The organism is Rhizobium lusitanum, from assembly GCF_014189535.1.
GTDB classification, from domain to species: Bacteria; Pseudomonadota; Alphaproteobacteria; order Rhizobiales; family Rhizobiaceae; genus Rhizobium; species Rhizobium lusitanum_C.
The window spans coordinates 2150710-2174214 of sequence record NZ_CP050308.1 but is presented as its reverse complement, the minus strand read 5'-3'; the positions used below and the strand labels follow the sequence as shown (position 1 = coordinate 2174214).

Here is a 23505-nt window from a genome sequence, read left to right as displayed (position 1 = left end):
TTCACATCGGGTGCATAACCCCCATCGGCGAAGCGAGATCGGCTGTGCGTGTTCTGTTAGTTGAAGACGACAATATCCTCGGATCATCCCTGAAGAAGGCTTTGGAGAAGCACGCATACGGCGTCGATTGGATGCGCGACGGCGAGTCCGGTCTCGAGGCTGCCCGGCATTCGGATTTCGCGGCAATCGTGCTTGATATCAACCTGCCGAAGCTCAGCGGCATGGAGGTCTTGAGAGGCATTCGGCAGAGAGGCAATTCGGTGCCGGTCCTGCTTCTGACGGCGCTCGACGCCGTGCGCCAGAAGGTCGAGGGGCTCGATGAAGGCGCCGACGATTATCTGGTCAAGCCGTTCGATCTCGACGAGCTGCTTGCCCGCATGCGCGCGCTGATCCGCCGTCGCGACGGACGAACAGAAAGCGTCATTCGCTGTGGCGATATCGAGGTCGACCCTTCGGCGATGGTTGCCCGCAAGGGCGATGTACAGGTTCACACCACGGCCAAGGAATTCCATCTGCTGAAGCTTCTGATGGAGCGCAGCGGCCGATACGTGACCAAGAACGATATCGAATATGCGCTTTACGATGCCGAAAGCACGGTCGAGAGCAACACGATCGAGGTGACGATCTACAATCTGCGCAAGAAGCTCGGCAGCGATTTCATCAAGTCGATCCGTGGCGTTGGTTACATGATCGAGCGATGAACAATTCCACACTCACCCGCAAGCTTTTCCTCAGGATCGCGCCGGTCGTGGTGGTGACGATCGTAGTGATCGCCGCTTTCGCGTTCAACAGCGCGACGCGCGAAATCGATAATATCTACGATGCCCAGCTGATCAATGACGCAAATGTGCTGTGGAGCCTGCTGCGTCACCCTCTGGAGAGGTCGCCCGATCGCGCTCCGAGGCAGGTCGACGACATCGACTTCAACATGGATAACCAGCTCGCCTTCAATGAGGACGCGGACGATTATGCCGACGCCCATATGTTTCGCGCCTGGGACGACGGCAGTATCCGCTTCTACAGCAGCACGGCGTTCATGTCCGACGTCCCGCGGCAGAAGGTCGGCTTCACCACCATCACCTATCGAGGAGAGGAGTGGCGCGTCTATTCGCTGCCGATACCGAACTCGACGATCGTGATGGAGGTCGGCGAAAAGATTGCCCTTCGCGAAACTCTGGTCTCTAACATCCTGCTCAATCTCTTCTTTCCGCTGCTCGTGCTGGTGCCGATCATCGGCTTTCTCATCTGGCTCGGCATCAATAGCGGCCTTCGAACGATCCACGGGCTGGTGCGTCAGATCCGTACCCGATCGCCGGACGATCTCTCGGCTATTCCCGTCGAAGGCCTGCCGCGGGACCTGTTGCCGCTTGGTCGCTCGATCAACCAGCTTCTCGAGAAGCTCGGCCATTCCCTGACGCTCGAGCGGCGTTTCTCCGATCTTGCCGCACATCAATTGCGCACCCCGCAAGCCAGCGTGAAGCTGTTGCTGCAAATGCTGGGCAACAGCGATAGCGAGCAGGAGCGGCAGGCCATTGTCGCTGATCTCGTTGCCAGCAACAACCGTGCCATCCATCTGATCGAGCAATTGTTGCGACTTGCCAGGGTCAGCCATCATCCCCTCAATCCGACGCCGGTGCCGCTCTATCATATGGTGGCGTCGGTGCTGGCGGAGTTTGGCAACATCATCAACAGCCGGCAGCTCGATGTCGTGCTGGAGGGTGACGAGGCGGCGCAGGTGAAGACGGATGAATCGCTGCTGCGCATGATGGTCAGCAATCTCCTGGACAATGCCATCAAATACACACCGGTCGCCGGTAGGATCGAGGTCATGATCACCGCTGAAAGCGGGCTCTGGCTGATATCAATCAGCGATAGCGGGCAGGGTATTCCGGCCGACGAACGTGAAGCGGTCTTCCAGCGCTTCTATCGGATCGATACGCTGCATACCGAAGGCGCCGGGCTTGGCCTGGCAATTGTCGCCGATACGGCGGATCGGCTTGCCGCCACGATAGAGTTATCGACGCCGCGTTGGGGCTCGGGCCTGCGGGTCGACCTGCGATTGCCAAAGACGGAATAGAGTCAACTTTACCACGATTTCATTTCCGCATCATTCTCCCCTCATGCCTGGCTCATCCACGGTTGTTAAACGCAACCCAAGGATAAGGCGAAAGGGCGTTTCATGCAGGTGTTTTGCGATTTTGATGGGACTATCTCCATCGAAGACGCGACGGATATGGTGTTATCCCGTTTCGCCGATCCAGAGTGGGAAGACATAGAGCGCCAGTGGAAACAGGGGCTGATGGGGTCGGGCGAGTGCATGCGCCGCCAGATCGCCCTGGTCCAGGCAAGCCGGCAGGACATCGACGCCCTGCTGGACACCGCGTCCATCGATCCCGGCTTTGAAGAATTCCTGTCCTATTGCCGCAGCAGTGATCTGCCCGTTACCATCGTCAGCGATGGTGTCGATTACTTCATTCGTCATATTCTGGCGCGCCATGGCATCGACGACATGGCGATCGTCGCCAACGTGCTGACCTATTGCTTCGCCGATGGTCATGAATCCTATTCCCTCTTCCCGTCGCCGACCGCAAACGGCTGCATGTCCGGGTCCGGCGTCTGCAAATGCCGGGTCGTCAAGAGCCCCGATCTGCAGATCTATATCGGCGATGGACGAAGCGATTTCTGCGTTTCCGACAAAGTCGATCTCATCTTCGCGAAGGCCAAGCTGATCGACTACTGCGAAGACCGCGGCATTCCCCATGTCGCCTTCGAAACCTTCACCGACCTGCTTCCAAAGATGAAAGCCGTTCTTCCCGGCGTCACGCGCGGACAGCGCGCGCTGCTGCATTCAAAGACCGCATGAACAAGACCAAGAGGCATCTTATGAAAACCAATGTAGCCGAAGCCTTCAGTGGCGAGACGCAATTGCCGATCAAATCCGAAGAGGAATTGCGTATCCTTGAGGAGGCCTATTGCTCCCACGGCGATACCGTCCACTACACGGCAAAACCGAAATTCTTCGAAGAATGCGAAGGCTCCTTCGTCTACGACCGGACTGGGACGCCGTTCCTCGATCTGCAGATGTGGTACTCCGCCGTCAATTTCGGCTATCGCAACGAGCGCCTGAACAACGCCGCGCATCGCCAGCTCGATCGGCTGCCGCAGGTCGCCTCGCAGTATCTGCACCGCGAAAAGGTGGAGCTGGCGGCGATGATTGCTCAGGATGCCGAGCGCAAGTTCGGGCACAAGGGCCGCGTTCATTTCAACGTCGGCGGTTCGCAGGCGGTTGAGGATTCGCTGAAGCTGGTGCGCAATTACACCGGCGGCAAGAGCCTGATGTTCGCCTTCGAAGGTGGTTATCACGGCCGCACGCTCGGTGCTTCCGCGATCACCTCGAGCTATCGCTATCGCCGTCGCTACGGCCATTTTGGCGACCGGGCACAGTTCGTCGAGTTTCCCTATCACTTCCGCGGCCCGAAGGGCATGTCGAAGGAAGAATATGGGCATTACTGCGTCCAGAAATTCGCCCGTCTGTTCGAGAGCGAATATAACGGCGTCTGGGATCCGAAGGCCGGCAAGTCGGAATATGCCGCCTTCTACATCGAGCCGATCCAGGGCACGGGCGGCTATGTCATTCCGCCGATGAACTTCTTCGTCGAGCTGAAGAAGGTGCTGGATGAACATGGCATTCTGCTCGTCGTCGACGAAATCCAGATGGGCGTCTATCGCACCGGCAAGCTCTGGTCGATCGAGCATTTCGGCGTGTCGCCCGACATTCTTGTCTTCGGCAAGGCGATCACCAACGGGCTCAATCCGCTTTCAGGCGTCTGGGCACGGGAAGAGATGATCAACCCGACGATCTTCCCGCCCGGCTCGACACATTCCACTTTCGCCAGCAATCCGATGGGGACCGCCGTGGCTCTCGAAGCGATGAAAATGTTGGAAGAAGAGGATTTCGGCACGGCCATCATGGCCAAGGGCGCGTATTTCCTCGATGGGCTGAAGCAGTTGCAGAAGCGCCATGCCATCGTCGGCGAAGTCGACGGCCTTGGCCTCGCTCTGCGGATGGAGATCTGCAAGGACGACAGCTATACGCCCGACAAGGCGACGATGGACTGGCTTTGCGATGAAGGCATGAAGGGTGACCTGCAGGTCGGCGCCAAGATGTACGGCCTCGTGCTCGATGTCGGCGGCTACCATAAGAACGTCATCACCTTCGCGCCCAACCTGCTCATCACCCGCGAGGAGATCGATCTGGCGCTTTCCCTGCTCGATCAGCTTCTGACGCGCGCGGCCCGGAGATAAGACGGTGCAGCTCCTTCTTCTTCATCTCGATGATGCATTGGAGCTGCAGCCGGATTTCGTGCGCGCCTGCGAGCTTGCGGGCGCGTGCCAATATTTCGACAAGGGAGCCGGCAAAGCCGTCCGGCTCTGGGGCAAGCAGAAGGCGCTCGCCGAACTCGGGCGTGAAATTGCCAAGAGCACCCCCACGCTCGGCAAGGATCCCCAGCTCTCCTTCATGGGCTCGGGCGACTTTCATCATGTGACGGCCTTGCTTCTCGACGGAGCTCTGGAGCGGCAGCCGGTCGCCACGACCCTCATTCATTTCGACAATCATCCGGACTGGGTCACCTTCGAAGGCGGCATGCATTGCGGATCCTGGGTCAACAGCGCTCTTGCGAACCGCAACATCCAGAAGGTGATCACCATCGGCGTTTGCAGCCGGGATCTGCGCAGCCCGGAGCGCAAGGGCGCCAATCTGCACTGGCTCGGCGAAGGCAAGCTGGAACTCTACCCTTATGAGCATCCGCCGAGCCGGGTGCTGGCCGATTACGGCAGCGGCGCCAGCTACCGGCAGGACAAGGGAGCATTGCACTGGAAATCCATCTCCGAGATCGGCGAGGACAATTTCATCGACCGGATGCTGAGCCGGATTCGCACCGAGGCCGTTTACCTGACGATCGACAAGGATGTGCTTGCTGCTGATGATGCCGTCACCAACTGGGATCAGGGCCGCATGCGGCTGCCCTATCTCCTGGCGCTGATCAGCGAAATCGGTAGCCGGCATCGTATCATTGGTGCGGATGTCATCGGCGATTATTCCACTCCGAGCTATGCCGGCGATTTTCGGACCAAGCTGATGAAGCGGGCCGAGATCTTCATCGATCAGCCACGCATCCGGCCGAAGGTCGAGACGACCAGAAACATCAACAGCGCCGCAAATCACGCGCTGCTCGAAGTGCTGGCGGAGTACATGGGATGAGCGGCACCCTGACCCTTCCCATGCTCGGCCTCATCCTTTTCTGCGTGCTGGCGGAAACGGCGCGCGAGGTCTGTTTCAAGCAGTCGGCAAGCGAAAACGCGTTGCTTGCGGCAATGACAAAGCCTGTCACATGGCTTGGCATCGTCTTCTGGGCGGTAGAGCTATTCGCCTGGACCGCCGTTCTCGAGCGTGTCCCCCTCACCATCGCCTTTCCGCTGATGGCGCTGAGCTATGTCGTCGTCGTGCTCGCAGGGGGCATGATCTTCAAGGAAAACATCAATCTCCGCCACGCGATGGGCGTGTTCCTGGTGACCGCCGGCGTGGCCTGTGTGGGAGTAACCGGACTATGAAAATCTTTGCTCATACCAGATGGGATGTGGCGCCGGTTCTGGCCGCCGTGGCGCATCTCGCCTTCGACGTCTACCTGATCGTCGGCTTCGAAAGCCGGCCCTTGTGGCTCTCGACGGTTCTCGGCTGCCTCTATGCCGTGTCGATCTCGTGGAACATCAACAGCATATCCCATAATTTCATTCACACGCCCTATTTCAAGCCGCGCTGGATGAACTATGCCTTCAGCCTGCTGGAATCGGTCGCGATCGGCTTCTCGCAGACCTATTATCATTGGGTGCATATGCGTCACCATTCCGGCAACAGCGACCGGCCGGACGACAAGGGTGAGACGATCGACATGCTGTCGATCTACCGCCACGGCCACAACGGCGAGCCGGAGAATGTGTGGTCCTACACGTTCCTGAGCTTCTTCCGCGACAGCCTTGGCGACATCCACAAGGCGATTGCCCGCCGCCGCCCCTTCGATGCGAAATGGGGCCGGTTCGAGCTGTTTTTCTTCTTCGGTCTCGCCGCGATTGCATTGATCTATGACTGGAAGGCCGTGCTGTTCTTCGTGCCCTTCTATTATCTCGGCAACTGCCTGTCGTCGCTGAACGGCTATTACGAGCATCTGCACGGCGATCCAGACGAGCCGATTGCCTGGGGCGTCAGCAGCCACAAGCCGTTCTACAATTGGCTGTGGTTCGGCAATGGCTATCATGCCGAACATCACTACCGCCCGAAGACCCACTGGACGAAACTGCCAACCTTGCACGAGCAGATCAAGGACGAGCAGGAAAAGGCCGGCACGCATGTGATCAGCACCTGCCACGCCCTCGGCTTCATGGCCAAGGAGAACCGGCAGTCGGAGCTTTCTCATGAAAGCTGATGAACTGAGCTTCTTTCTGGAGGGCACCAATGGAAAAGGGGTCCTCCTGATCCATGGGCTGACCGGGGCTCCGGCAGAAATGAAGCTGGTCGCGCGGCACCTCAATCGCAAGGGCTACAGCGTCTATGCGCCGTTGCTGGCCGGGCATGGGGTGGATGCGGGCACGCTGCGGCGCTCGCGATGGGAGGACTGGCTGGACAGCGTCGTGCAGGCATCGTCGGTGCTCGCCGAAAGAACGCAGCAGGTCTTCGCCGCGGGTATCTGCGTCGGTGGCAAGCTTTCGATGCTGGCGGCTGAACGTCAGCCGGAAACGATCCGTGCCGTGGCCATCTATTCCCCCTGCTTTCACTATGACGGCTGGGACGTTCCCTTCTATTATCCGCTTTTATCCTCGCAGATCAGCTGGCTGTCGCGCATTCCTTTTCTCGATCGTCTCAATTTCCGCGAGACCGCATCCCTCGGGATCAAGGACGAGCGCATGCGTCGGCTGATCGGGACTATGGCCGGGGAAGGCGTGCTCGAAACATTCCCCGGCAAGGGGCTGGTCGAAATGCATCGGCTGGGCAAGACCCTGCGCGGTCGGCTGCCGCAGATGAAGACGCCGACGCTGATCCTGCACGCCGAGGACGATGACCTCAGCAGCCCTAAACATGCGCGTTACATTTCCGATCACATCGGTGGTCCGCACGAGCTCAGATGGATCAAGGACAGTTACCACATGATCCATGTCGACCGTCAGCATCGGCAGGTGGCGGATTTCACTGCGGATTTTTTTGAGGCAAGCCATGCTCAAGCCCTTGCCTAAATATTTGCCGGCACCGGAACGAGATCCTGTCGCCGAGGTGCATTTCAGCATCCGCGCCGTCGGCCGCGATGCCTGGAATGCCTGCTTCCACGATCAGGTCGAGGATTATGACTGCCTGCTGGCCATCGAGGAGGCCGGTATCGCCGGTTTCGACTGGCGCTACATCACCATCGTTGAGGACGGGCGGGTCAGTGCCGCCATGCCGGTCTTCCTCTGCCCGTATGCGCTGGACACGACATTGGAGGACGGCTGGCTCCGCAGGGCGGTGCGCCGCGTGCGGCAACGCTTTCCGGGTTTCCTGACGCTGCGTCTTGCCTGCCTCGGTTCTCCCTGTACCGAAACGGGCGCTGTCGGTTTTCACCCCGACGTGCCGCCGGAACGCCGCACGGTGCTGTTTGCCGAGCTGCTGTCGTTCTTTGAGGAGCTCGCGGCCACGGAAGATTGCTCGCTGATGGGCATCAAGGATATTCCCGAGCCGGTCACCGCCGAATTTGGCGGCCTGCTCTCGGGCCGCGGCTATGCCTCGATCGGTGGCCTGCCGACCGCGTGGCTCGACGTGGATTTCAAGACGATCGACGAGTATCTTGCCAGGCTGTCGGCGGGCACCCGCAAGGACATGCGCCGCAAGCTGAAATCCTTCGAGCAGGTCAGGGTCGAAATGCGGACGGATTTCGGCGATTTCCTGCCGAAGGTCATGGCGCTCTACCACGACACGCGCAATCGCAGCGAATGGCAGTTCGAGGAACTCACCCCGGACTATTTCGAGGGCATCCTCGCCCGGATGCGTGGCCGCTCCTTCTGTGCCTTCTATTTCGTCGAAGACAAGCTCTTGGCCGCCAATCTGATCGTGCATGACGAACACATCGCCATCGACAAGTTCTTCTGCATGGATGGGGAAGCGGGGCGGCCTTACAATCTCTATTTTCTCAGCTGGTTCACCAATCTGCGCTATTGCCTCGAGCATGGGATCGGCCGTTATCAGAGCGGCCAGGCCTATTATGAAAACAAGGTGCGGCTCGGGAGCCAGTTGACCGCCAATACGATGTTCTTCCGGCATCGCAATCCTGTTCTCCAGAAGATATTGCGGCTGGTTTCGCCACTGCTTTCCACAGATGAGGCGGGCCAGTGATGTCATCAATGCGCCTATCCTGGCTTGCCGTGCCGGTGTTGAACACGCTGTTCCAGTTCTTCATCAAGCACGGCGCCGAGCAACTGGGTGACGCGACCGGTGCCGGCTGGCTATGGCAGGCGCTCGGCTCGCATTGGATCCTGGCGGCGATCGCCGTCGAGATCGCCTGCTTCTTCATCTGGATGAACGTGCTTTCCGAACTCGACCTCAGCCGGGCCTTCCCGCTTTCCGGTGTAAGCTACGTCTTGATCATCGCCACCGGCTGGTTCGTCTTCGGCGAACCTATCGTCGGCCTTCAGGTGGTCGGCAGTGGCCTGATCCTGACGGGCGTCTGGCTGATCGCCGGCGCGGCCGGTGAGGCGACGAGCGGAGATGGCTGGACGAAGCGCGGTTCGCTGCGCGCCGACAGCGGTGAGGATCGATAATGTCCGGATTGCCAGCGGAAGACCATCGCCAGAATACAATGGCATCCAGTCTTGCGGATTGGAGCCTGAAGCGAGCGCTGTCGAGCATCGTGTCGCGGGGATCGCTGATCGTGATGACGGCGGGCGGTCGCGCGCTGACATTCGGCGACGGCACCGGCGAGCTCGTCTGCGTCCGCTTTACCGACAACCGCGCGCAATGGGCTTTCCTGATTGATGCCGATGCAAGGCTCGGCGAGCTTTACATGGACGGCCGCTTTCTCGTCGAACATGGCTCGCTCTACGATTTCGTCGCGATGATGTTGCGGGAGGCGCAGAACAGCACGCATCCGCTGATCGCCCGCATCATCGATCATGTCCGCACGAAGCTGCGGATTTTCCGTCATCGCAACCTGCCGAGACGCTCGAAGACCAATGTCGCGCATCACTACGATCTCGACGGGCGGCTCTACGCGCTTTTCCTGGATGCGGACCGGCAATATTCCTGCGCTTATTTCGAGCATCCCGACCAATCGCTGGAAGAGGCGCAGCTGGCCAAGAAGCGGCACCTCGCCGCCAAGCTATCGATCGAGCCGGACAACAGCATTCTCGATATCGGCTGCGGCTGGGGCGGCCTTGCGCTGCATCTGGCCGAACAGGCGCCGGGAGGGTATGTCCTCGGTGTTACGCTGTCGGAAGAGCAGCATGATTATGCTTCGAAGCGGGTGCAGGCCAGCCTCAGTGAAGCGCCGGCGGAAGTGCAATTCGCGCTCAGGGACTATCGCAGTCTGACGGGCCGCTTCGACAGGATCGTCTCGGTCGGCATGTTCGAGCATGTCGGCCTGTCCTCCTATCGGACCTTTTTCCGCAAATGCGCCGAGCTGCTGGAGGACGATGGCATCATGGTTCTTCACACCATCGGCTGCTCATCGACACCAGGCTTCACCACGCCCTGGCTCGACAAATACATCTTCCCCGGCGGCTATATTCCGGCACTTTCGGAGATCGTGCCCGAGATCGAAGCGGCGGGATTGTCGATCACCGATGTCGAGGTGCTGCGCCTCCATTATGCCTACACGCTCGAAAGCTGGCGCGAGCGTTTCATGGCGCGTTGGGATGAGGTGGCGAAGCTTTATGACGAGCGTTTCTGCCGCATGTGGGAATATTATCTTTCGACCGCGGAAGCGGCCTTCCGCTACGAGGATCTCGTCGTCTTCCAGATCCAGATCACCAAGCGCAACGACGTCCTGCCGCTGACGCGCAACTACATCACCGATCATGAAGCGCGCAGTGCCTCAAAAATCGATGTTGAAGGTCCTGTTGAGGGTAAAGCCGATCATATTCTGGTCGGGTGAGCCGAACCGCGACGTGATCGGGCTGTCGGCGGCGTCGCCCACTAGACGGTTATATTTCTCATAGACCTGCACGCTCCATTGAGGCGTGATCGTATAGGTCGCCGCCACCGTGAAGCCGACCGATTTCAGGCCGCCGGCCGCGTCGAAGGCGCTGACATGACCGTTTCTTGCGGCTTGACCCGCCGAGATGCCAAAGTTGCTGCGCATGTAGGTGGTGTCTGCCAGTGACATGCGTGGCCCCGCCGACAGAACCAATTTGTTGCCAACGGGCTGAAACCAATCAAGCGCCAGATCGGCGACCAGACCGTCGCCGCCCCAAAGGGACTGGCGTACTTCCGTCCGCAACCGAAGCTGATTTTCCATCAGCCAATATTGTGCGAAGCCGCCGGCATCGAAATTCCAGCGCACCCTGCGCTGGCTCTGTATATGTAGATTGTTGAGGTCCAGGCGATCGTCCCTCAAGCCGACGACGGGACCGATTTCAAGGCTACCGAGGTCGAAGAGCGTATAGTCGAAATTGTCGTCCGGGGCGCTGTATTCAGGGGCCTCACCGAGGCGATAAAAGTCGAAAGACGGAAGGGCACCGAAGGTATAGCGCTTCGAGCCTTCGTAGCTCGGCCCATACTCCACCGTGGTGCCGAGCGTCACGACCCAAGTGTCGGATGTGGACTTCGTGGCTTCCTGCGCCAAGGATGGTGTCGGAAACGCGCCGATTGCGCACGCAGTCACCAGGCCAATCCCGGTCAAGGCCAGCAACCGGGCGGATAAAGATGTCTCGACTACTAACACTCTGACAACACCCGATCCCTGGACGCCCCTGCGGCATTGTTAGCGCAGCTTACGGTTCCCAAAACAGCAAAAAGTTCAAAAGCAACCGGTCATGGACGAATTGGTCCTTTCCGGCGTCGCGATTGCGAAAGTACGGGCGAGAATAGCGGCACAACATTTCATGAACCTGAAAAAATCGGCGCCAAACGCGGCGCTATCATTTTTTCGTCGTGACGGCATTCTCCGGTCCTTCGCATGGGATCAACACTGGACTTCCAGCCGTGTTGCGACGAGCAGCGAATAGTCCGTACCCTTGGGATCGCTGAAGAACATGCTGGTCAGCGCCGCCTGGTTCTCCGCCATGACTTCCTTGGGATTGGGCCGCACGACCTTGCGCTTGCAGCGGCCCAAGGCGGAGCCCGAGATGGTCATATCGTCGTCGGTGGCGAAGTCGACTGCTGTGTAGAGCGTCTTGTCATAAATCCCGAAGGATGTGGTTCCCTTGAGGAAGGTCTTCTGTTCGGGCTTCAGCGAAAAGGTCAGGGTTAGTGAACCGTCCTTGTAATCGGCCTGGATCGCATCGGGCTTGGCCATCGGCACCGCTTTGCCGTTACTGGTGACGTTCGTGTAGTAATTATACTGCGCAAGCGAATCCCTGACCGTCTTACCGACCGCCTTGAGTTCGCTCGCGCTCAGCGTCTGATTGTCGCCCTTGTCGAAATCCATGACGACCGAGGAGGAAAACACCTCATCGAAGTGCCAGATATTGCGCAGCTCGCTGATCGAGCCGTCGGGCGCTGCGACAACCTCGAATTTGGCGTCAACGAAGATATGCGGATGGGCGAGAGCCGGGACGGGCAGGAGCGACAGCATCGCGAGCAGCAGGATTGTTTGTCGTTTCATGCTGGCTCTACCGTGATCTGTCCGCAGCTTGGTTGCAAAGACCTGAACGTCAATTGAGACTGATTTGAGACCCTGAAATGCGACTTTCGGGAGAATAATGAGCCGCGTAGTCCCGACATCACGGAATCTTCTGCCGGCGATATCCGATATGCGGCAGCGCTCTCGGAATGGGCACGCTATTCTGCTATTCGATCAGGGAAATGCGAGACGGCCAAGCGATGGAGACAGCCATGGAAAACGCCCACAAATTCTATATCGACGGCAAATGGGTCGATCCCGAGGTGTTGAAGACGCTCGAGGTCATCGATCCGGCGACCGAGCAGTCCATGGGAACGATCGCATTGGGCTCGGTCGCGGATGCCGAGAAGGCCGTCAAGGCCGCCCGCGCTGCCTTCGATAGTTTCTCGCGGACGACGAAGGATGAGCGGCTGTCGTTGCTGAAGCGCATTCTCGAGATCCTGAGACGCCGCAACGACGAGATCGGCGACATCATTTCCCGCGAGATGGGCGCGCCGCTCGCCATGGCGCGGTCGGACCAGGCCGGTATCGGCATCGCCCATTTCGAGAAGACGATCGAAGCCTTCGAGGCTTTCCAGTTCGACTATATGCAAGGCTCCACCCGGATCGTGCACGAGCCGGTCGGCGTCGTCGGCATGATCACGCCGTGGAACTGGCCGATGAACCAGATCGCCTGCAAGGTCGCGCCGGCGCTGGCGGCGGGCTGCACCATGGTGCTGAAGCCCTCCGAGATCGCGCCATTCAACGCCATCATCTTTGCCGAGATTCTCGATGAGGCAGGCGTCCCCAAGGGCGTCTTCAACCTCGTGCAGGGCGATGGCCCTACCGTCGGTGCCGTGCTGTCGAGCCATCCTGATATCGACATGGTGTCCTTCACCGGCTCGACCCGCGCCGGCATCGCGGTTGCGCAGGCCGCCGCCCCGACCGTCAAGCGCGTCCATCAGGAGCTCGGCGGCAAGTCCCCCAATATCGTGCTGCGCAGCGCCGATCTCGAGGCGGCTGTCAGTGGCGGCGTGCGCCGCTGCTTCAACAATTCCGGCCAGTCCTGCAATGCGCCGACGCGCATGCTGGTGCCGGCGGAGCATATCGACGAGGCTGGCGCGATCGCTGCACGCGAGGCGGCGTCGCTGGTCGTCGGCGCTCCCTCGGATCCGCGCACGGCACTCGGGCCGGTCGTCAGTGCTCTCCAGTTCGAGAAGATCCAGGCGCTGATTGCCAAGGGGATCGAGGAGGGCGCGGAACTGGTGGCGGGTGGACTCGGACGGCCTTCGCATCTCAATGCTGGCTACTACGTGCGCCCGACAGTGTTTACGCGCGTAACCAATTCGATGACCATCGCCCGCGAGGAGATCTTCGGGCCGGTGCTGTCGATCATCGGCTATGAGACTGAGGATGAGGCGGTGGCGATTGCCAACGACACGCCCTATGGCCTTGCCGCCTATGTCCAGGGCGATCCGCAGGAGGCGCGGGCGCTTGCCGGACGGCTGCGCGCGGGCACGGTCCGCCTCAACAGCTCGGCCTGGGACGGGATGGCTCCCTTCGGTGGCTACAAGCAATCGGGCAACGGCCGCGAATACGGCAAGTTCGGCCTGCATGAATTCACGGAGATCAAGGGCGTCGTCGGTTACGATGATGCCTGAGCGGGGTCGACGGCGATGGCCCGGATGTCGAATGGAGGGCCAGGTATCAGGCGATCAAAAGGTCATCGGCGATCGATTTTGGCGTCAGAAGCTCGGTACTGTCCAAAGTTGCATTGAGCAGTTCCTGCGCATAGGCAATCGCTGAGTCAGCATCCGACGCACCCAGATGAATATCATCGCATTTTGCCCGCATGGCTTTCCGAATGGTCGATAGTACATGTTGAGCCGCACGCTTGTCTCCGGCCTGAAGCAAAAGCCCGAGTGAAGTCATGGCCACAACCTCGAGAACCGTGATCCGCCCCTCAATGAGACCCATTGAGGGGATTGCGCTTGAGACGCCGCCACCTTGTCCATCACGTTTCGCGTTGTACATTACGTATTACTCCATATTCACCAGGGACATGCCCGAATGCACGGCTAAGATTGTCGACGAGAACGGCTTGGATCTAAGAATTTTCCACGATCGCCAAGTTGGCCACCGGGAGAGACGCTTCAGTTGAAACGGCATTGGACGCCTTAGAGTTCCTTCATTCGATGCGTTTGAACACCGAATGTGCGAATAGGCATCGCGTAATGGCTCCGGTCGCCTCTGCAAAAACAATTGCTTATGGCGTCTATCAGCAACGGAAACCTGCGCCGATTCACAGCTCGCGAACACACCCGTTGCTGCGATAAGCCACTGCCAGGTAGGTTTGGTTGACCACAGCGATCCCGGTAACCTCAACGCTGTCGGTGGTATCTCGTTGGAAAATATCAAACGCACTTCGCTCAACGAAAGAGCTAGTCTGCTGTTTTTAAGAAAAACGGAGCGGGCGAAGGGATTGGAGCCCTCGACCTCAACCTTAGCAAAGTTGCAGTTACCTTACGCTACGGTCGCCGAATGTGCGATAATATAATATTATATCAATAAGTTATTTTGATGCAGTCTGGGAGGCCTCGAATGGTGCGAGGTTAATCTGTTGGACGGCGGCTCGAACTGGACGAAAGCAAGGCCCGGAAGCCGATCCGTCAGTTATCCGTAGGGAGCGTAACCGCTAACGGACACAGAGAGGCCAGCTAAGCCGGCCTGACCCGCCGCTGTCGCCAAACAACAAGCAGCAGCACGATCGCCAAGCCCACAATGACGGCCATCGCGATGCCAATGCGTGCGAGCAGCAGGAGCGAAGACGCAGGGCCGCCGGCCCGCACCTGCGCGACATCGGCCGGTGTGACCGGGGTGCCGGTGCGGCCGTAGTTGTCAATCACGTAGTTCGCCAGCGTCGCGACTTGGGTGTCATTCAGAGCATTGATGTCGTTCGCCTTGCCACCGAAACCGGGCATGAAGGCCTGGCCCTTGGGTGTCGTCCGGTTGACGCCGTTCAGGATCGTGGCGATCAGATTGCTGTGATTAGCCGCACCGGTCACCGAATTGTGGAACAGGCTCGGATAATAGGTATCTTTGCTGCCTTGGCCGGAAGCCTGGTGGCAGGAAGCGCAATTGCCGTAAAACAGCACCGCGCCGCTGGCTTGCTCGTCCGTATCCGAACGGATCGGGTTCGCCCCGCGCAAGCTTGCAAGCTGCGAGACGGGCTTGCCGTAGCCAAACCTGGACTGCTCATCCGACGCATCATGCAGCGGCGCCACGGTTTTGATATAGGTTGATATCGCCGAGATGTCGTCCAGCGTGAGCTGGGAAAAGCTGTGCTCGACGGCCTCCCCCCATGCTGCCCGCGGCCTGCGCCTTGCCGGGCAGCGAGCCGGTCGCCAGATAGCGAGCCAGTTCGTCCTTGCTCCAGCTTCCAATGCCGCTGGTGGCATCCGAGGTGATGTTTGGCGCATACCATTGGCCGACTTGCGCGCCACCCAGATAGTGCGCAGACAGTTCCTGCATCAGGAAGCCGCGCGGCGTATGGCAGGTGCTGCAATGCGCCGCCCCATCGACCAGATATTTGCCGCGATTCCACTCGGCAGACTGCGTGACATCGGCCTCGCTATGGCCGCTGCCGAGGAACAGCAGGTTCCACGCCATCATCGACAGGCGAATATTCATCGGAAACGGTAGCGCGGTGCGCGTCGGCGCGGTGTCGACGGGTGCGACGCCGTGCTGAAAGTAAGTGTAGAGGTCGTGGATATCCGCGTCCGTCAGCACGTTATATGATGTGTACGGCATCGCCGGATAGAGGTGCGCACCATCGGCCCGAACGCCCGCCCGCACGGCCCGGGCAAATTGCTCTTCCGTATATTGCCCAATGCCTGCCGTCGCAGAAGGCGTGATGTTGGTGGAGAAAATCGTGCCCACCGGGGAGACGATGCCAAGTCCGCCCGCGAATGGCTTGCCACCTGGCGCCGTGTGGCAGGCCGAACAGTCCGAAGCGGTGGCGAGATATGCGCCGCGCTTGACGGAGGCCGCTTGCGCATCATCATCGGCAGCAAAAGCCGTCGAGCTAGCGGACATCAGACAGATTGCAGCGCCGAGAAGACGGAAGAAAGTGTCCACGCTCAGCCTCGCTTCAACTGGTCAACGATGGCATCGGAGGCCTTCATGGCCAAAGCCGCCATGGTGATGGTGCTGTTGCCACATCCGCCCGTGGTCATCGCCGCGCCGCCCGGCAGAAAAAGATTCGGATGATCATGCGCGCGACAGTCGACATCGACGACAGAGTCCGTGGGATCGGTGCCCATGATGCAGCTCCCCATCATGTGGTCGCTATTGGTGAAGGTCGTGGCGATGCTGCTTTCGACGGCGCCAAGTTCCGCGATCAGTTTCTTCAGCAGCGGCAGGGTATATTCCTGATGGCCGCGGCGGACATAGTCGCCGACATCATAGTAGATGTTCGGCTTGCTGAGGCCCAGCCAGTCCTTCTTATCCGACAATGTCAGACGGTTATTGGGATCGGCCAGGATCTCGTGCTCGATCGTCAGTCGCGCGGTGCAGGCCGAGAGCCTGCGTATCTCTGCGTCCAGCGCTTTGCCGACCAGCCCCTTCGAGAGCGCTGCAAGACCGCCCACGGCGCTGAGAGCCGCATTTTCGCAGCGAAGCATGGCGCCGGCATGTTCGCTTCGGAAAGCGCCTTGCCCCGTCATCATGATGCTGCTGCCTTGCACAGGCCCCACGCCCGTCCACATCGGCTCTGCGAGTACCATCTGTGCGCTGATCTTGGGTTGATCCATCAGATTGCGCCCGACCTGATCCGAATGATTGGCAACGCCATTCGGATTGCGCTCGTCCTTGGACATCAGGAGGAGTTTCGGCGTCTCTATGGCATTGCAGGCGATGACGAAAAGCCTGCCGACAACCCTTTGCGTTTCCTTATTTGGATTGAAGAAATGCACCGCCTGGATGTTCTGCTTTGCATCCGTCTCCACCCGGTAGACGACCGCATTGGCAAGAATCCTGCCGCCCTTCGACTCGATCCTCGGCAGCGCGGATGCCGCATCGTATTTCGCGGAGATCGGACAGACCGGGAAACAATTGTTGTTGCCGCAACAGGGCGGTCGTCCGTCGTAGGAAACGCCGCTATTGCGCGCTTGAGGGGCGGGAAGATTGGTGATGCCAACCCGTGCCGCAGCCTCTGTAAACCGTTGCTCACCCTGGCCGAAAGGAATACGGCCCATGGGAAAGGGCTTGGAGCGCGGCAATGGCGGCCATTGTAGCTCAACCTCGGAGGGGCCGCACACACCCAACGCGTATTCGGCGCGGGTGTAATATGGTTCAAGCGTGTTGTAATCAAACGCCCAGTCGCGGCCGACGCCGTAAAGGCTTTTCATCCGCATATCATCGGGATGCAGCCGCCAACAGATGCCGGCCCAATGCCACGTAGCGCCGCCGGCATAGCGCACATAACCCTGACGGTATGCACGCCCATTCGGCCCTTCCAGCTGCAGATAGTCGGTCGTGGCGTCTGCCAACTCTGATTCTATATGCGGTGCCCAGGGCTTCGCCGGATAGGGCGCATTCCAATTTTGCTTGAAGCGCGGCGGCACGTTTCGATAATTTTCAACGATCTGCCAGCGCTCCACGCGAGGGCCGGCTTCCAGCATGAGAACGGATAGGCCTGCGTCCAGCGCCTGTTCGGCGACGAGGCAACCGACAACGCCTGTTCCAACGACAATGACGTCCGCACTATAATCATTTGCCATCTTATCGATTCCAACTAACCAAAGACTCGAATAGGCACGTCAAACCTCGCCGCAAGCCGATCCCATGACAAAGTCCTCCACAGGGGCGTCTCGCTCGATTTGTGTGAAAGCCGCCCGCTACGCGCCTTCGCGCACGGGGCGGCTGTCGTCAGAATGTCGGCATATCGCCAAGAGCCGGGGCCTCCGCATTCCATCCATTCGGACCGGATATCGCGTAGGTCGGGATTGTCATGACGTCATGGGTCGGCTGGTACATAAGCGCCGTCTCGAAGGCGAAGACCTCCGCGTTGGCGGAATTTTCCACAACGCCCGTATACCAGGCCGAAATGATGGCGAGGGCGGTGTCCTTCAGGCGTCCTTCCGGAATATCGGCGAAGAAATCTTCGACGATCCTGGCGTTCTTTTTCTTTGCGATGTCAATAATTGCGCCGATGTCCTGCGCAATCTCCGGATTTATCCGCAGCATGGCGGCAGCCATGCGTGCCCCGACCTCAGGATCCAGATGGTGGTCGATGAGAAGAGACGACACGTCCATGAAGTTTGATGAAACCTCCGGCGCGACCGCACCTAGAGTTTGAGCCGAAATCTCCGGAGACAGCAACATGCCTCCAGCGAACAAGGCACCGCCTACCATCAATTTCCGACGTGTGAGATTGAATTCCTCGGGACAGTCATCGCGAGACGGGTCGGTCATGTCCATCAAGATGCCTCGTCAGCCAGTTTTGTCATGTTTTAACGCAGGCGCACGGCAAGAATATTACAAAAACCTATGCATTGCATACGATAGAGTCAATCCAACATTCGGCGGGGCCCGTTTGTCAGAATTACAAAAAATCAACTGTAGCACTCAGGTTGAGCTGTTTATTCTCGCGACCGCGCCGCATCGAGTGGCCGGGGGCGTGATGCCAAATCCGCATCGCCCGATGCCCCAGGTGATCCCAGTTACCTTAACGCTACCGGCGGTAGCTCGGTGGGAGCAGTAAAATGCTTCGCTCAACGAGAGAGCTTAGCTATTGTTTCTCTTAGGAAAAAATGGAGCGGGTGAAGCGATTCGAACGCTCGACCCCAACCTTGGCAAGGTTGTGCTCTACCCCTGAGCTACACCCGCTCATCCCTAACAGTCCGGGGTAGTGTGTTGGACCGTTCGGCGTCGTCTTGCGGCGACGGGGGCTATATGGCCCAATCGTTTTTCAAATGCAACAGGGAAATGACGAGGTTGCGAAGAAAAATTCGCGGTTTTTTCAGTGCTGACCGGAAAGCCCGGAAACGCCGGGCTTTGTCGTCTCGAAGATTGCAAAGGAATTGTGGGCGACGTATCAGGGGCGCGTCAAATTTTCTTTGCGAGACGCCATGACCGAGAACAGCCCGAAAACCCGCGACGATCTTTTCCGCTTTCTGGATGGGTTGGGCATTTCCCATAGCACCAAGGATCATGCGCCGGTGTTCACCGTCGCCGAATCGGTATCGCTGCGCGACGAGATTCCCTGGCGGGCATACGAAGAACCTTTTCGTGAAGGACAAGAAAGACAATTTCTTCCTTCTGACCGTCGAGGAGAACGCCAGCGTCGATCTGAAGACGGTGCATACGCTGATCGGCGCGGCCAGCAAGGTCTCCTTTGGCAAGCCGGAAAAGCTGTTGGAATATCTGGGCGTCATTCCGGGTTCGGTGACGGCGTTCGGTGCGATCAACGACACTGGCGGGAATGTCACCTTCGTGCTCGACGCCGAATTGATGGAACATGACATCGTCAACTGCCATCCCTTGTCGAACGACGCGACGACGTCGATTGCCAGCAGCGACCTGCTGCGCTTCATGGAAGCGACGGGTCACGCGCCGCTAGTCTTGAAAGTGACGGGCTAACGCACGATTTTAGCGCTACAATGCGAGCGATATGACATATCTTCGAATTGTCGTGTCGTTATGGCTATTTCATCGAGCCTTGATCTGATCCAAGGCGACGCCCCATTTTTGGGGTTCATGTTTTAAAAGTCCGGAATGCCGGCAGGCGGGAGACATCTATGAGCGGTTCGAACAATCCCTATAACGCTTCCTTCGGCGGCCAGATGTCGGCCTCTGCCTCCTTTGGCGCCGCACCCGCGGCGTCGGGCGGCGCTTCGCCGATCAAGGACACCACGACGGCGAATTTCGCCAAGGACGTTATCGAAGAATCGCGCAATCAGCCGGTGCTGGTGGATTTCTGGGCGCCCTGGTGCGGTCCATGCAAGCAACTGACGCCGGTGCTGGAAAAGGTCATCAACGAGGCCAATGGCCGCGTCAAGCTGGTCAAGATGAACATCGACGATCATCCGTCCGTTGCCGGCCAGCTCGGCATCCAGTCGATCCCGGCGGTCATCGCCTTCGTCGATGGTCGTCCGGCCGATGGCTTCATGGGCGCTGTGCCCGAGAGCCAGGTCCGTGAGTTCATCGACCGCCTCGGTGGTCCGGCCGATGGCGCCGGCGATCCGGCAGCCGAGATCGCAGCGGTTCTGGAAGAGGCAACCGGCCTTCTCGCCGGGGGCGATATCAATGGTGCGGCCGAGCTGTTCGGCGCTGTGCTGCAGGCCGATCCGGAAAATGCCAAGGCGCTTGCCGGCATGGCAGAATGCATGATTGCCGCCGGCCAGAGCCAGCGTGCACGCGAGGCGCTGACGGACCTGCCGGAAACGCTTGCCAGCGATGCGGGCATCCAGGCCGTGGTGAAAAAGCTCGATCAGATCGAGGAAGCCCGCAAGCTCGGCGATCCCGTCGCGCTCGAGCAGGAGCTGGCGGCCAATCCCGACAATCACGAGCAGCGCGTCAAGCTCGCCAAGATCCGCAATGTCGAGGGCAAGCGTGACGAGGCGGCCGAGCATCTTCTGACGGTCATGCGCCGAGACCGCGCCTTCGACGATGACGGCGCGCGCCGGCAGTTGTTGGAATTCTTCGAGGTCTGGGGCCCGAAGGACCCGGCGACGATCGCCGCGCGGCGCAAGCTGTCGTCGATCCTGTTTTCCTAAGGCGTCGTTGAAGCGAGGGCGTCCTACCGGGAGCCCTCGTTTGTCTCGATTAGACGGGAAAGCGAAAGGCTGTGACCTTTTCCCGGAAATACTCTTGTGTTTTCGCAGGACGAGGCCACACTGTTCTGTGGTGCGGCGTGGGATGGAGCAATCGCCGCCGAGCGTCGTTCCTGCGTCTCTCAAGGGATACGCGGTACAGTGATGTAGCGGGACGGAAATCATGCAAGTCGGTAATGCCAGATATCTAAAGCCCGGTGACCTGCCGGAAACGGTGGTCATCTTTCCCCTGTCCGGTGCCTTGCTTCTGCCTACCGGGCAATTGCCGCTCAATATTTTCGAGCCGCGCTATCTCGCGATGTTCGATGCTGCCATTGCCGGCAACCGGCTGGTCGGCATCGTGCAGCCGGCGCTCGGCGAATCGCCGGAGACGCCCAATCTTTCGCATGTCGGCTGCTTGGGGCGCATCACATCTTTCGCCGAGACTGGCGATGGCCGCTACATCACATCGCTGACCGGCATCTGCCGCTTCCGGTTGATGGATGAGGTCACCGGCCATCAGCCCTATCGCAGTTTCCGTATTGCCCCCTTCATGGCCGATCTCAAGTCGGCTGACGAGGAGCATAGCGTCGATCGCGTTGCGCTGCTGTCGGCCTTCCGCGCCTATCTCGATGCCAACAAGCTGGAGGCGGATTGGCAGAGCGTGGAGCGCGCCAGCAATATGACGCTGGTGAATTCGCTGGCGATGATGGCGCCCTTTGAGCCCGCCGAAAAACAGGCGCTCCTGGAGGCGCCCGACCTGAAGACCAGAGCTGAAACCTTCATCGCGATCATCGAAATCGTGCTTGCTCGCTTCGGCGACACCGATTCCGTACTGCAATAGGATCTGCGATGGACATCACCGTCAGCAAGGTGGACCCGAAACTGCTCGACCTGCTGGTCTGCCCGCTCACCAAGGGGTCGCTGAGCTATGACCGCGAGAAGAACGAACTGGTCTCGGAAAAAGCGCGACTCGCCTATCCGATCCGCGACGGCATTCCGATTATGCTGATCTCGGAAGCGCGTCGCATCGAAGATTGAGGTCAGCTCTCTCTGGGAATGAGCATGTGACCGGATGGCTGAGGAGGCGCAACCACGCGCTACGCCTCTCCGATTGCTGAGGGTCACCGAGCGCTGTCGATGATTGCGCCGCCATCGGGGGTGAGGCTGTACCCCGTGATAAACTGTGAGTCCTTGCTGGCGAGGAACAGAACGACCGGGGCGATGTCATCTTCCGGCGAGCCGAAACGGGCGAGCGCGTTGGTTGGCGGAGGAACTTCCTTTTCCGCCGCACCCCAGGTGTCAGCGACCGGCAGAACATTGTTCACGGTGATGAGGTCCGCGCCCCATTCGCGTGCCGCAGTACGGGTCAGGGCACGCACGGCCTCCTTTGCCATATTGTATGGACCATAGCCGACCAGTCCGAGGGTCCCAGCCATGGAGCCGAAGTTGATGATCCGGCCCTCTCCACTTTCCTTGAGGTGAGGGTAGCAGGCCTGCATGAAGCGCAGATATGCGATCGGGCCGGTATCGAAGTTCCGCTGTAATTGCTCCACTGAAAGGTCGATGACCGAGGACAGGACAACAGACCCATCGAATGCATTGTTCACGAGAATGTCGATGCGACCATAGGCGGCCACGATCTTGTCGACCGCAGCCTCGATCTGATCGGCCTCGCCAACGTCGCAGATGACACCGAGCGCCGCACCGCCCGCTTCAACGATATCCGCAACGACGCGTTCGACGCTTTCGGACGTTCGCGAAAGAACTGCGACCTTGGCACATTCGGCTGCAAGCAGCTTTGCAGTGGCGCGGCCTATGCCACGGCTTGCGCCCGTGACGATCGCGACTTTTCCATTGAGTCGACCCATATTCATCTCCATTTGGTTGAGGTTTGTGATTGTCGCTGTGTCAGCGCATCGCAACGTGGACGTAAGGGGATGGCACATCTCGGGCATCATTCTGAGTAACGAACGAGGTCACGAGGAGGGCCAGGCCAATTGCCGCGGGCAGAGCGCCGGCGGGCTTGCGAACACCGAGATGTGCCAGGCCGGAGAGCAGCAGGTGAAAGAAAATGCCGGCGTAAGCGAGATCGCTGAGCGGAACGCTGACGCGTGAAAGGATTGCGACGGGACCGAGAACCTTTACAACGATCATGAACGGCACGAGGAAGGCAGCGTTGTACCCGAGTTCTGCCAGAACCCGGTGAACCCAGTCTCCTTTGGTGGCGTACATGAAGGCTGAAGTCAGATAAAGCAGGGACAATAGTGCTGTGCTGATCCAGTATGCATAATATTCAGTCATGATCTCATCCTTGCTGCCGGTATCCCAGCAACATTCTTATTTGTTGAGTATATCGTTTGATGCTGGAGGTGGTTTTACTGCGCTCCCTGGTACATGACTGGAAAATGTCGTCTAAGATCGATAATTGCAAGTAGGATGAATTACTTGCTGTTAGTATGGAAAAGCAGACTATGGCTGATGAAGAAATCAATATGCACGAGGAAATGCGGCGCGCCTTCGCGCTGCTTTCCGGCAAGTGGAAGCTCGAAATCATGTGGCTTCTCAATCAGAGAATCTACAGGTTTGGAGAGCTGAGAAAGGCCATTCCCGGCATCACCCAGCACATGCTGACGGCACAACTCCGCGAACTCGAAGCGGACGGGCTCGTGTCACGTACGGTCTTTGCGGAGGTTCCTCCACGCGTCGAATATGAGATCACGCAGAAGGCACGGGGGCTTGGCCCCACAATGGAGGCTTTGGCAGCCTGGTGGAGTGAATACGGAAAGAGCGTTCCGGCGAAACTGAGCGGGCGTGGCCGGAAAGCCAGAAATGCTTGAACGACCGTGGAG

The 23505-nt window shown here is 59.2% G+C and carries 25 protein-coding genes, 1 tRNA gene and 1 pseudogene; 17 read left to right on the top strand and 10 right to left on the bottom strand.

The features are described 5' to 3' along the window. Positions 1–44 precede the first annotated feature (44 nt). The 11 genes from HB780_RS24325 to HB780_RS24275 all read left to right on the top strand — a co-directional run bounded on the left by HB780_RS24325 (position 45) and on the right by HB780_RS24275 (position 10172). Positions 45–701 carry a response regulator transcription factor gene (locus HB780_RS24325; RefSeq protein WP_183689916.1) on the top strand — a complete coding sequence of 219 codons (657 nt, stop codon included), beginning with the start codon at positions 45–47 and terminating at the stop codon, positions 699–701. Next, entirely contained in the window at positions 698–2077 is a 1380-nt protein-coding gene (locus tag HB780_RS24320; protein ID WP_183689915.1) for a sensor histidine kinase, read from the top strand. The genes HB780_RS24325 and HB780_RS24320 overlap by 4 nt, the downstream gene beginning before the upstream one ends. A 102-nt stretch (positions 2078–2179) precedes the next feature. Continuing rightward, positions 2180–2863, top strand: a complete 684-nt coding sequence (locus tag HB780_RS24315; RefSeq protein ID WP_183689914.1) for an MtnX-like HAD-IB family phosphatase — start codon at positions 2180–2182, stop codon at positions 2861–2863. Positions 2864–2883: 20 nt separating this feature from the next. Next, complete coding sequence (locus HB780_RS24310; protein ID WP_183689913.1) at positions 2884–4305, top strand: aspartate aminotransferase family protein; 1422 nt, start codon at positions 2884–2886, stop codon at positions 4303–4305. A gap of 4 nt (positions 4306–4309) precedes the next feature. Beyond that, on the top strand, positions 4310–5263 hold the full coding sequence (locus HB780_RS24305) for an arginase family protein (RefSeq protein WP_183689912.1): 954 nt from the start codon (positions 4310–4312) through the stop codon (positions 5261–5263). After that, a complete protein-coding gene (locus HB780_RS24300) occupies positions 5260–5613 on the top strand; it encodes a DMT family transporter (RefSeq protein WP_183689911.1) in 354 nt (117 codons plus the stop codon). Before HB780_RS24305 ends, HB780_RS24300 begins: the two co-directional genes overlap by 4 nt. Then, positions 5610–6482: a fatty acid desaturase family protein gene (locus HB780_RS24295; RefSeq protein WP_183689910.1), complete on the top strand. Its 873-nt coding sequence runs from the start codon at positions 5610–5612 to the stop codon at positions 6480–6482. The genes HB780_RS24300 and HB780_RS24295 overlap by 4 nt, the downstream gene beginning before the upstream one ends. Beyond that, positions 6472–7287, top strand: a complete 816-nt coding sequence (locus tag HB780_RS24290) for an alpha/beta hydrolase (RefSeq protein WP_183689909.1) — start codon at positions 6472–6474, stop codon at positions 7285–7287. The genes HB780_RS24295 and HB780_RS24290 overlap by 11 nt, the downstream gene beginning before the upstream one ends. Continuing rightward, positions 7268–8416: a GNAT family N-acetyltransferase gene (locus HB780_RS24285; RefSeq protein WP_183689908.1), complete on the top strand. Its 1149-nt coding sequence runs from the start codon at positions 7268–7270 to the stop codon at positions 8414–8416. Before HB780_RS24290 ends, HB780_RS24285 begins: the two co-directional genes overlap by 20 nt. Then, the gene (locus HB780_RS24280) at positions 8416–8841 is read left to right on the top strand and encodes an EamA family transporter (protein ID WP_183689907.1); all 426 of its coding nucleotides are present in this window, start codon (positions 8416–8418) and stop codon (positions 8839–8841) included. The genes HB780_RS24285 and HB780_RS24280 overlap by 1 nt, the downstream gene beginning before the upstream one ends. Beyond that, positions 8841–10172: an SAM-dependent methyltransferase gene (locus tag HB780_RS24275; protein ID WP_183689906.1), complete on the top strand. Its 1332-nt coding sequence runs from the start codon at positions 8841–8843 to the stop codon at positions 10170–10172. The genes HB780_RS24280 and HB780_RS24275 overlap by 1 nt, the downstream gene beginning before the upstream one ends. Here HB780_RS24275 and HB780_RS24270 read toward each other — a convergent pair. Together HB780_RS24270 and HB780_RS24265 are read right to left on the bottom strand one after the other, a co-directional pair. Beyond that, positions 10113–10901 carry a MipA/OmpV family protein gene (locus HB780_RS24270; RefSeq protein ID WP_286203058.1) on the bottom strand — a complete coding sequence of 263 codons (789 nt, stop codon included), beginning with the start codon at positions 10899–10901 and terminating at the stop codon, positions 10113–10115. The two genes, HB780_RS24275 and HB780_RS24270, sit on opposite strands and share 60 nt — an antisense overlap. A gap of 300 nt (positions 10902–11201) precedes the next feature. After that, the gene (locus HB780_RS24265; protein ID WP_183689904.1) at positions 11202–11843 is read right to left on the bottom strand and encodes a DUF1007 family protein; all 642 of its coding nucleotides are present in this window, start codon (positions 11841–11843) and stop codon (positions 11202–11204) included. Positions 11844–12073: 230 nt separating this feature from the next. Between HB780_RS24265 and HB780_RS24260 the strand changes: the two genes are divergently transcribed. Further along, a complete protein-coding gene (locus tag HB780_RS24260; protein ID WP_183689903.1) occupies positions 12074–13501 on the top strand; it encodes an aldehyde dehydrogenase family protein in 1428 nt (475 codons plus the stop codon). A gap of 46 nt (positions 13502–13547) precedes the next feature. Here the strand turns inward: HB780_RS24260 and HB780_RS24255 are convergent, their stop codons facing one another. The 6 genes from HB780_RS24255 to HB780_RS24235 form a co-directional block, all read right to left on the bottom strand. After that, the gene (locus HB780_RS24255; RefSeq protein WP_183689902.1) at positions 13548–13874 is read right to left on the bottom strand and encodes a hypothetical protein; all 327 of its coding nucleotides are present in this window, start codon (positions 13872–13874) and stop codon (positions 13548–13550) included. Positions 13875–14557: 683 nt separating this feature from the next. After that, complete coding sequence (locus HB780_RS33215) at positions 14558–15124, bottom strand: c-type cytochrome (RefSeq protein ID WP_286203057.1); 567 nt, start codon at positions 15122–15124, stop codon at positions 14558–14560. Further along, complete coding sequence (locus HB780_RS33210) at positions 15108–15977, bottom strand: cytochrome c (RefSeq protein WP_286203056.1); 870 nt, start codon at positions 15975–15977, stop codon at positions 15108–15110. Before HB780_RS33210 ends, HB780_RS33215 begins: the two co-directional genes overlap by 17 nt. Before the next feature lie 2 nt (positions 15978–15979). Continuing rightward, positions 15980–17620, bottom strand: coding sequence for a GMC family oxidoreductase (locus HB780_RS24245; protein WP_183689901.1), 1641 nt, complete (start codon positions 17618–17620; stop codon positions 15980–15982). A gap of 148 nt (positions 17621–17768) precedes the next feature. Continuing rightward, a complete protein-coding gene (locus tag HB780_RS24240; protein ID WP_286203185.1) occupies positions 17769–18224 on the bottom strand; it encodes a sorbitol dehydrogenase family protein in 456 nt (151 codons plus the stop codon). A 429-nt stretch (positions 18225–18653) separates the two neighbouring features. Further along, positions 18654–18728 (bottom strand) — tRNA-Gly (locus HB780_RS24235). 242 nt (positions 18729–18970) lie between these two features. Here HB780_RS24235 and HB780_RS24230 point away from each other — a divergent pair. From HB780_RS24230 to HB780_RS24215, 4 genes and pseudogenes are all read left to right on the top strand, one after another. After that, a pseudogene (locus tag HB780_RS24230) lies at positions 18971–19481 on the top strand (prolyl-tRNA synthetase associated domain-containing protein). Between the two features lie 158 nt (positions 19482–19639). Next, positions 19640–20617 (top strand): thioredoxin, encoded by a 978-nt coding sequence (trxA, locus tag HB780_RS24225; RefSeq protein WP_183689899.1) that lies wholly within the window; start codon positions 19640–19642, stop codon positions 20615–20617. A gap of 220 nt (positions 20618–20837) precedes the next feature. Further along, positions 20838–21497, top strand: a complete 660-nt coding sequence (locus HB780_RS24220) for an LON peptidase substrate-binding domain-containing protein (protein ID WP_183689898.1) — start codon at positions 20838–20840, stop codon at positions 21495–21497. 8 nt (positions 21498–21505) lie between these two features. Next, positions 21506–21694, top strand: coding sequence for a Trm112 family protein (locus tag HB780_RS24215; RefSeq protein WP_047466290.1), 189 nt, complete (start codon positions 21506–21508; stop codon positions 21692–21694). Positions 21695–21777: 83 nt separating this feature from the next. Here HB780_RS24215 and HB780_RS24210 read toward each other — a convergent pair whose 3' ends face one another. Together HB780_RS24210 and HB780_RS24205 are read right to left on the bottom strand one after the other, a co-directional pair. Continuing rightward, positions 21778–22524, bottom strand: coding sequence for an SDR family NAD(P)-dependent oxidoreductase (locus HB780_RS24210; RefSeq protein WP_183689897.1), 747 nt, complete (start codon positions 22522–22524; stop codon positions 21778–21780). Positions 22525–22564: 40 nt separating this feature from the next. Further along, positions 22565–22957, bottom strand: a complete 393-nt coding sequence (locus tag HB780_RS24205) for a DoxX family protein (protein ID WP_183689896.1) — start codon at positions 22955–22957, stop codon at positions 22565–22567. Between the two features lie 155 nt (positions 22958–23112). On the opposite strand from HB780_RS24205, the gene HB780_RS24200 reads away from it, so the two are divergent. Further along, the gene (locus tag HB780_RS24200; protein WP_183689895.1) at positions 23113–23493 is read left to right on the top strand and encodes a winged helix-turn-helix transcriptional regulator; all 381 of its coding nucleotides are present in this window, start codon (positions 23113–23115) and stop codon (positions 23491–23493) included. The last annotated feature ends 12 nt before the right edge of the window (positions 23494–23505 follow it).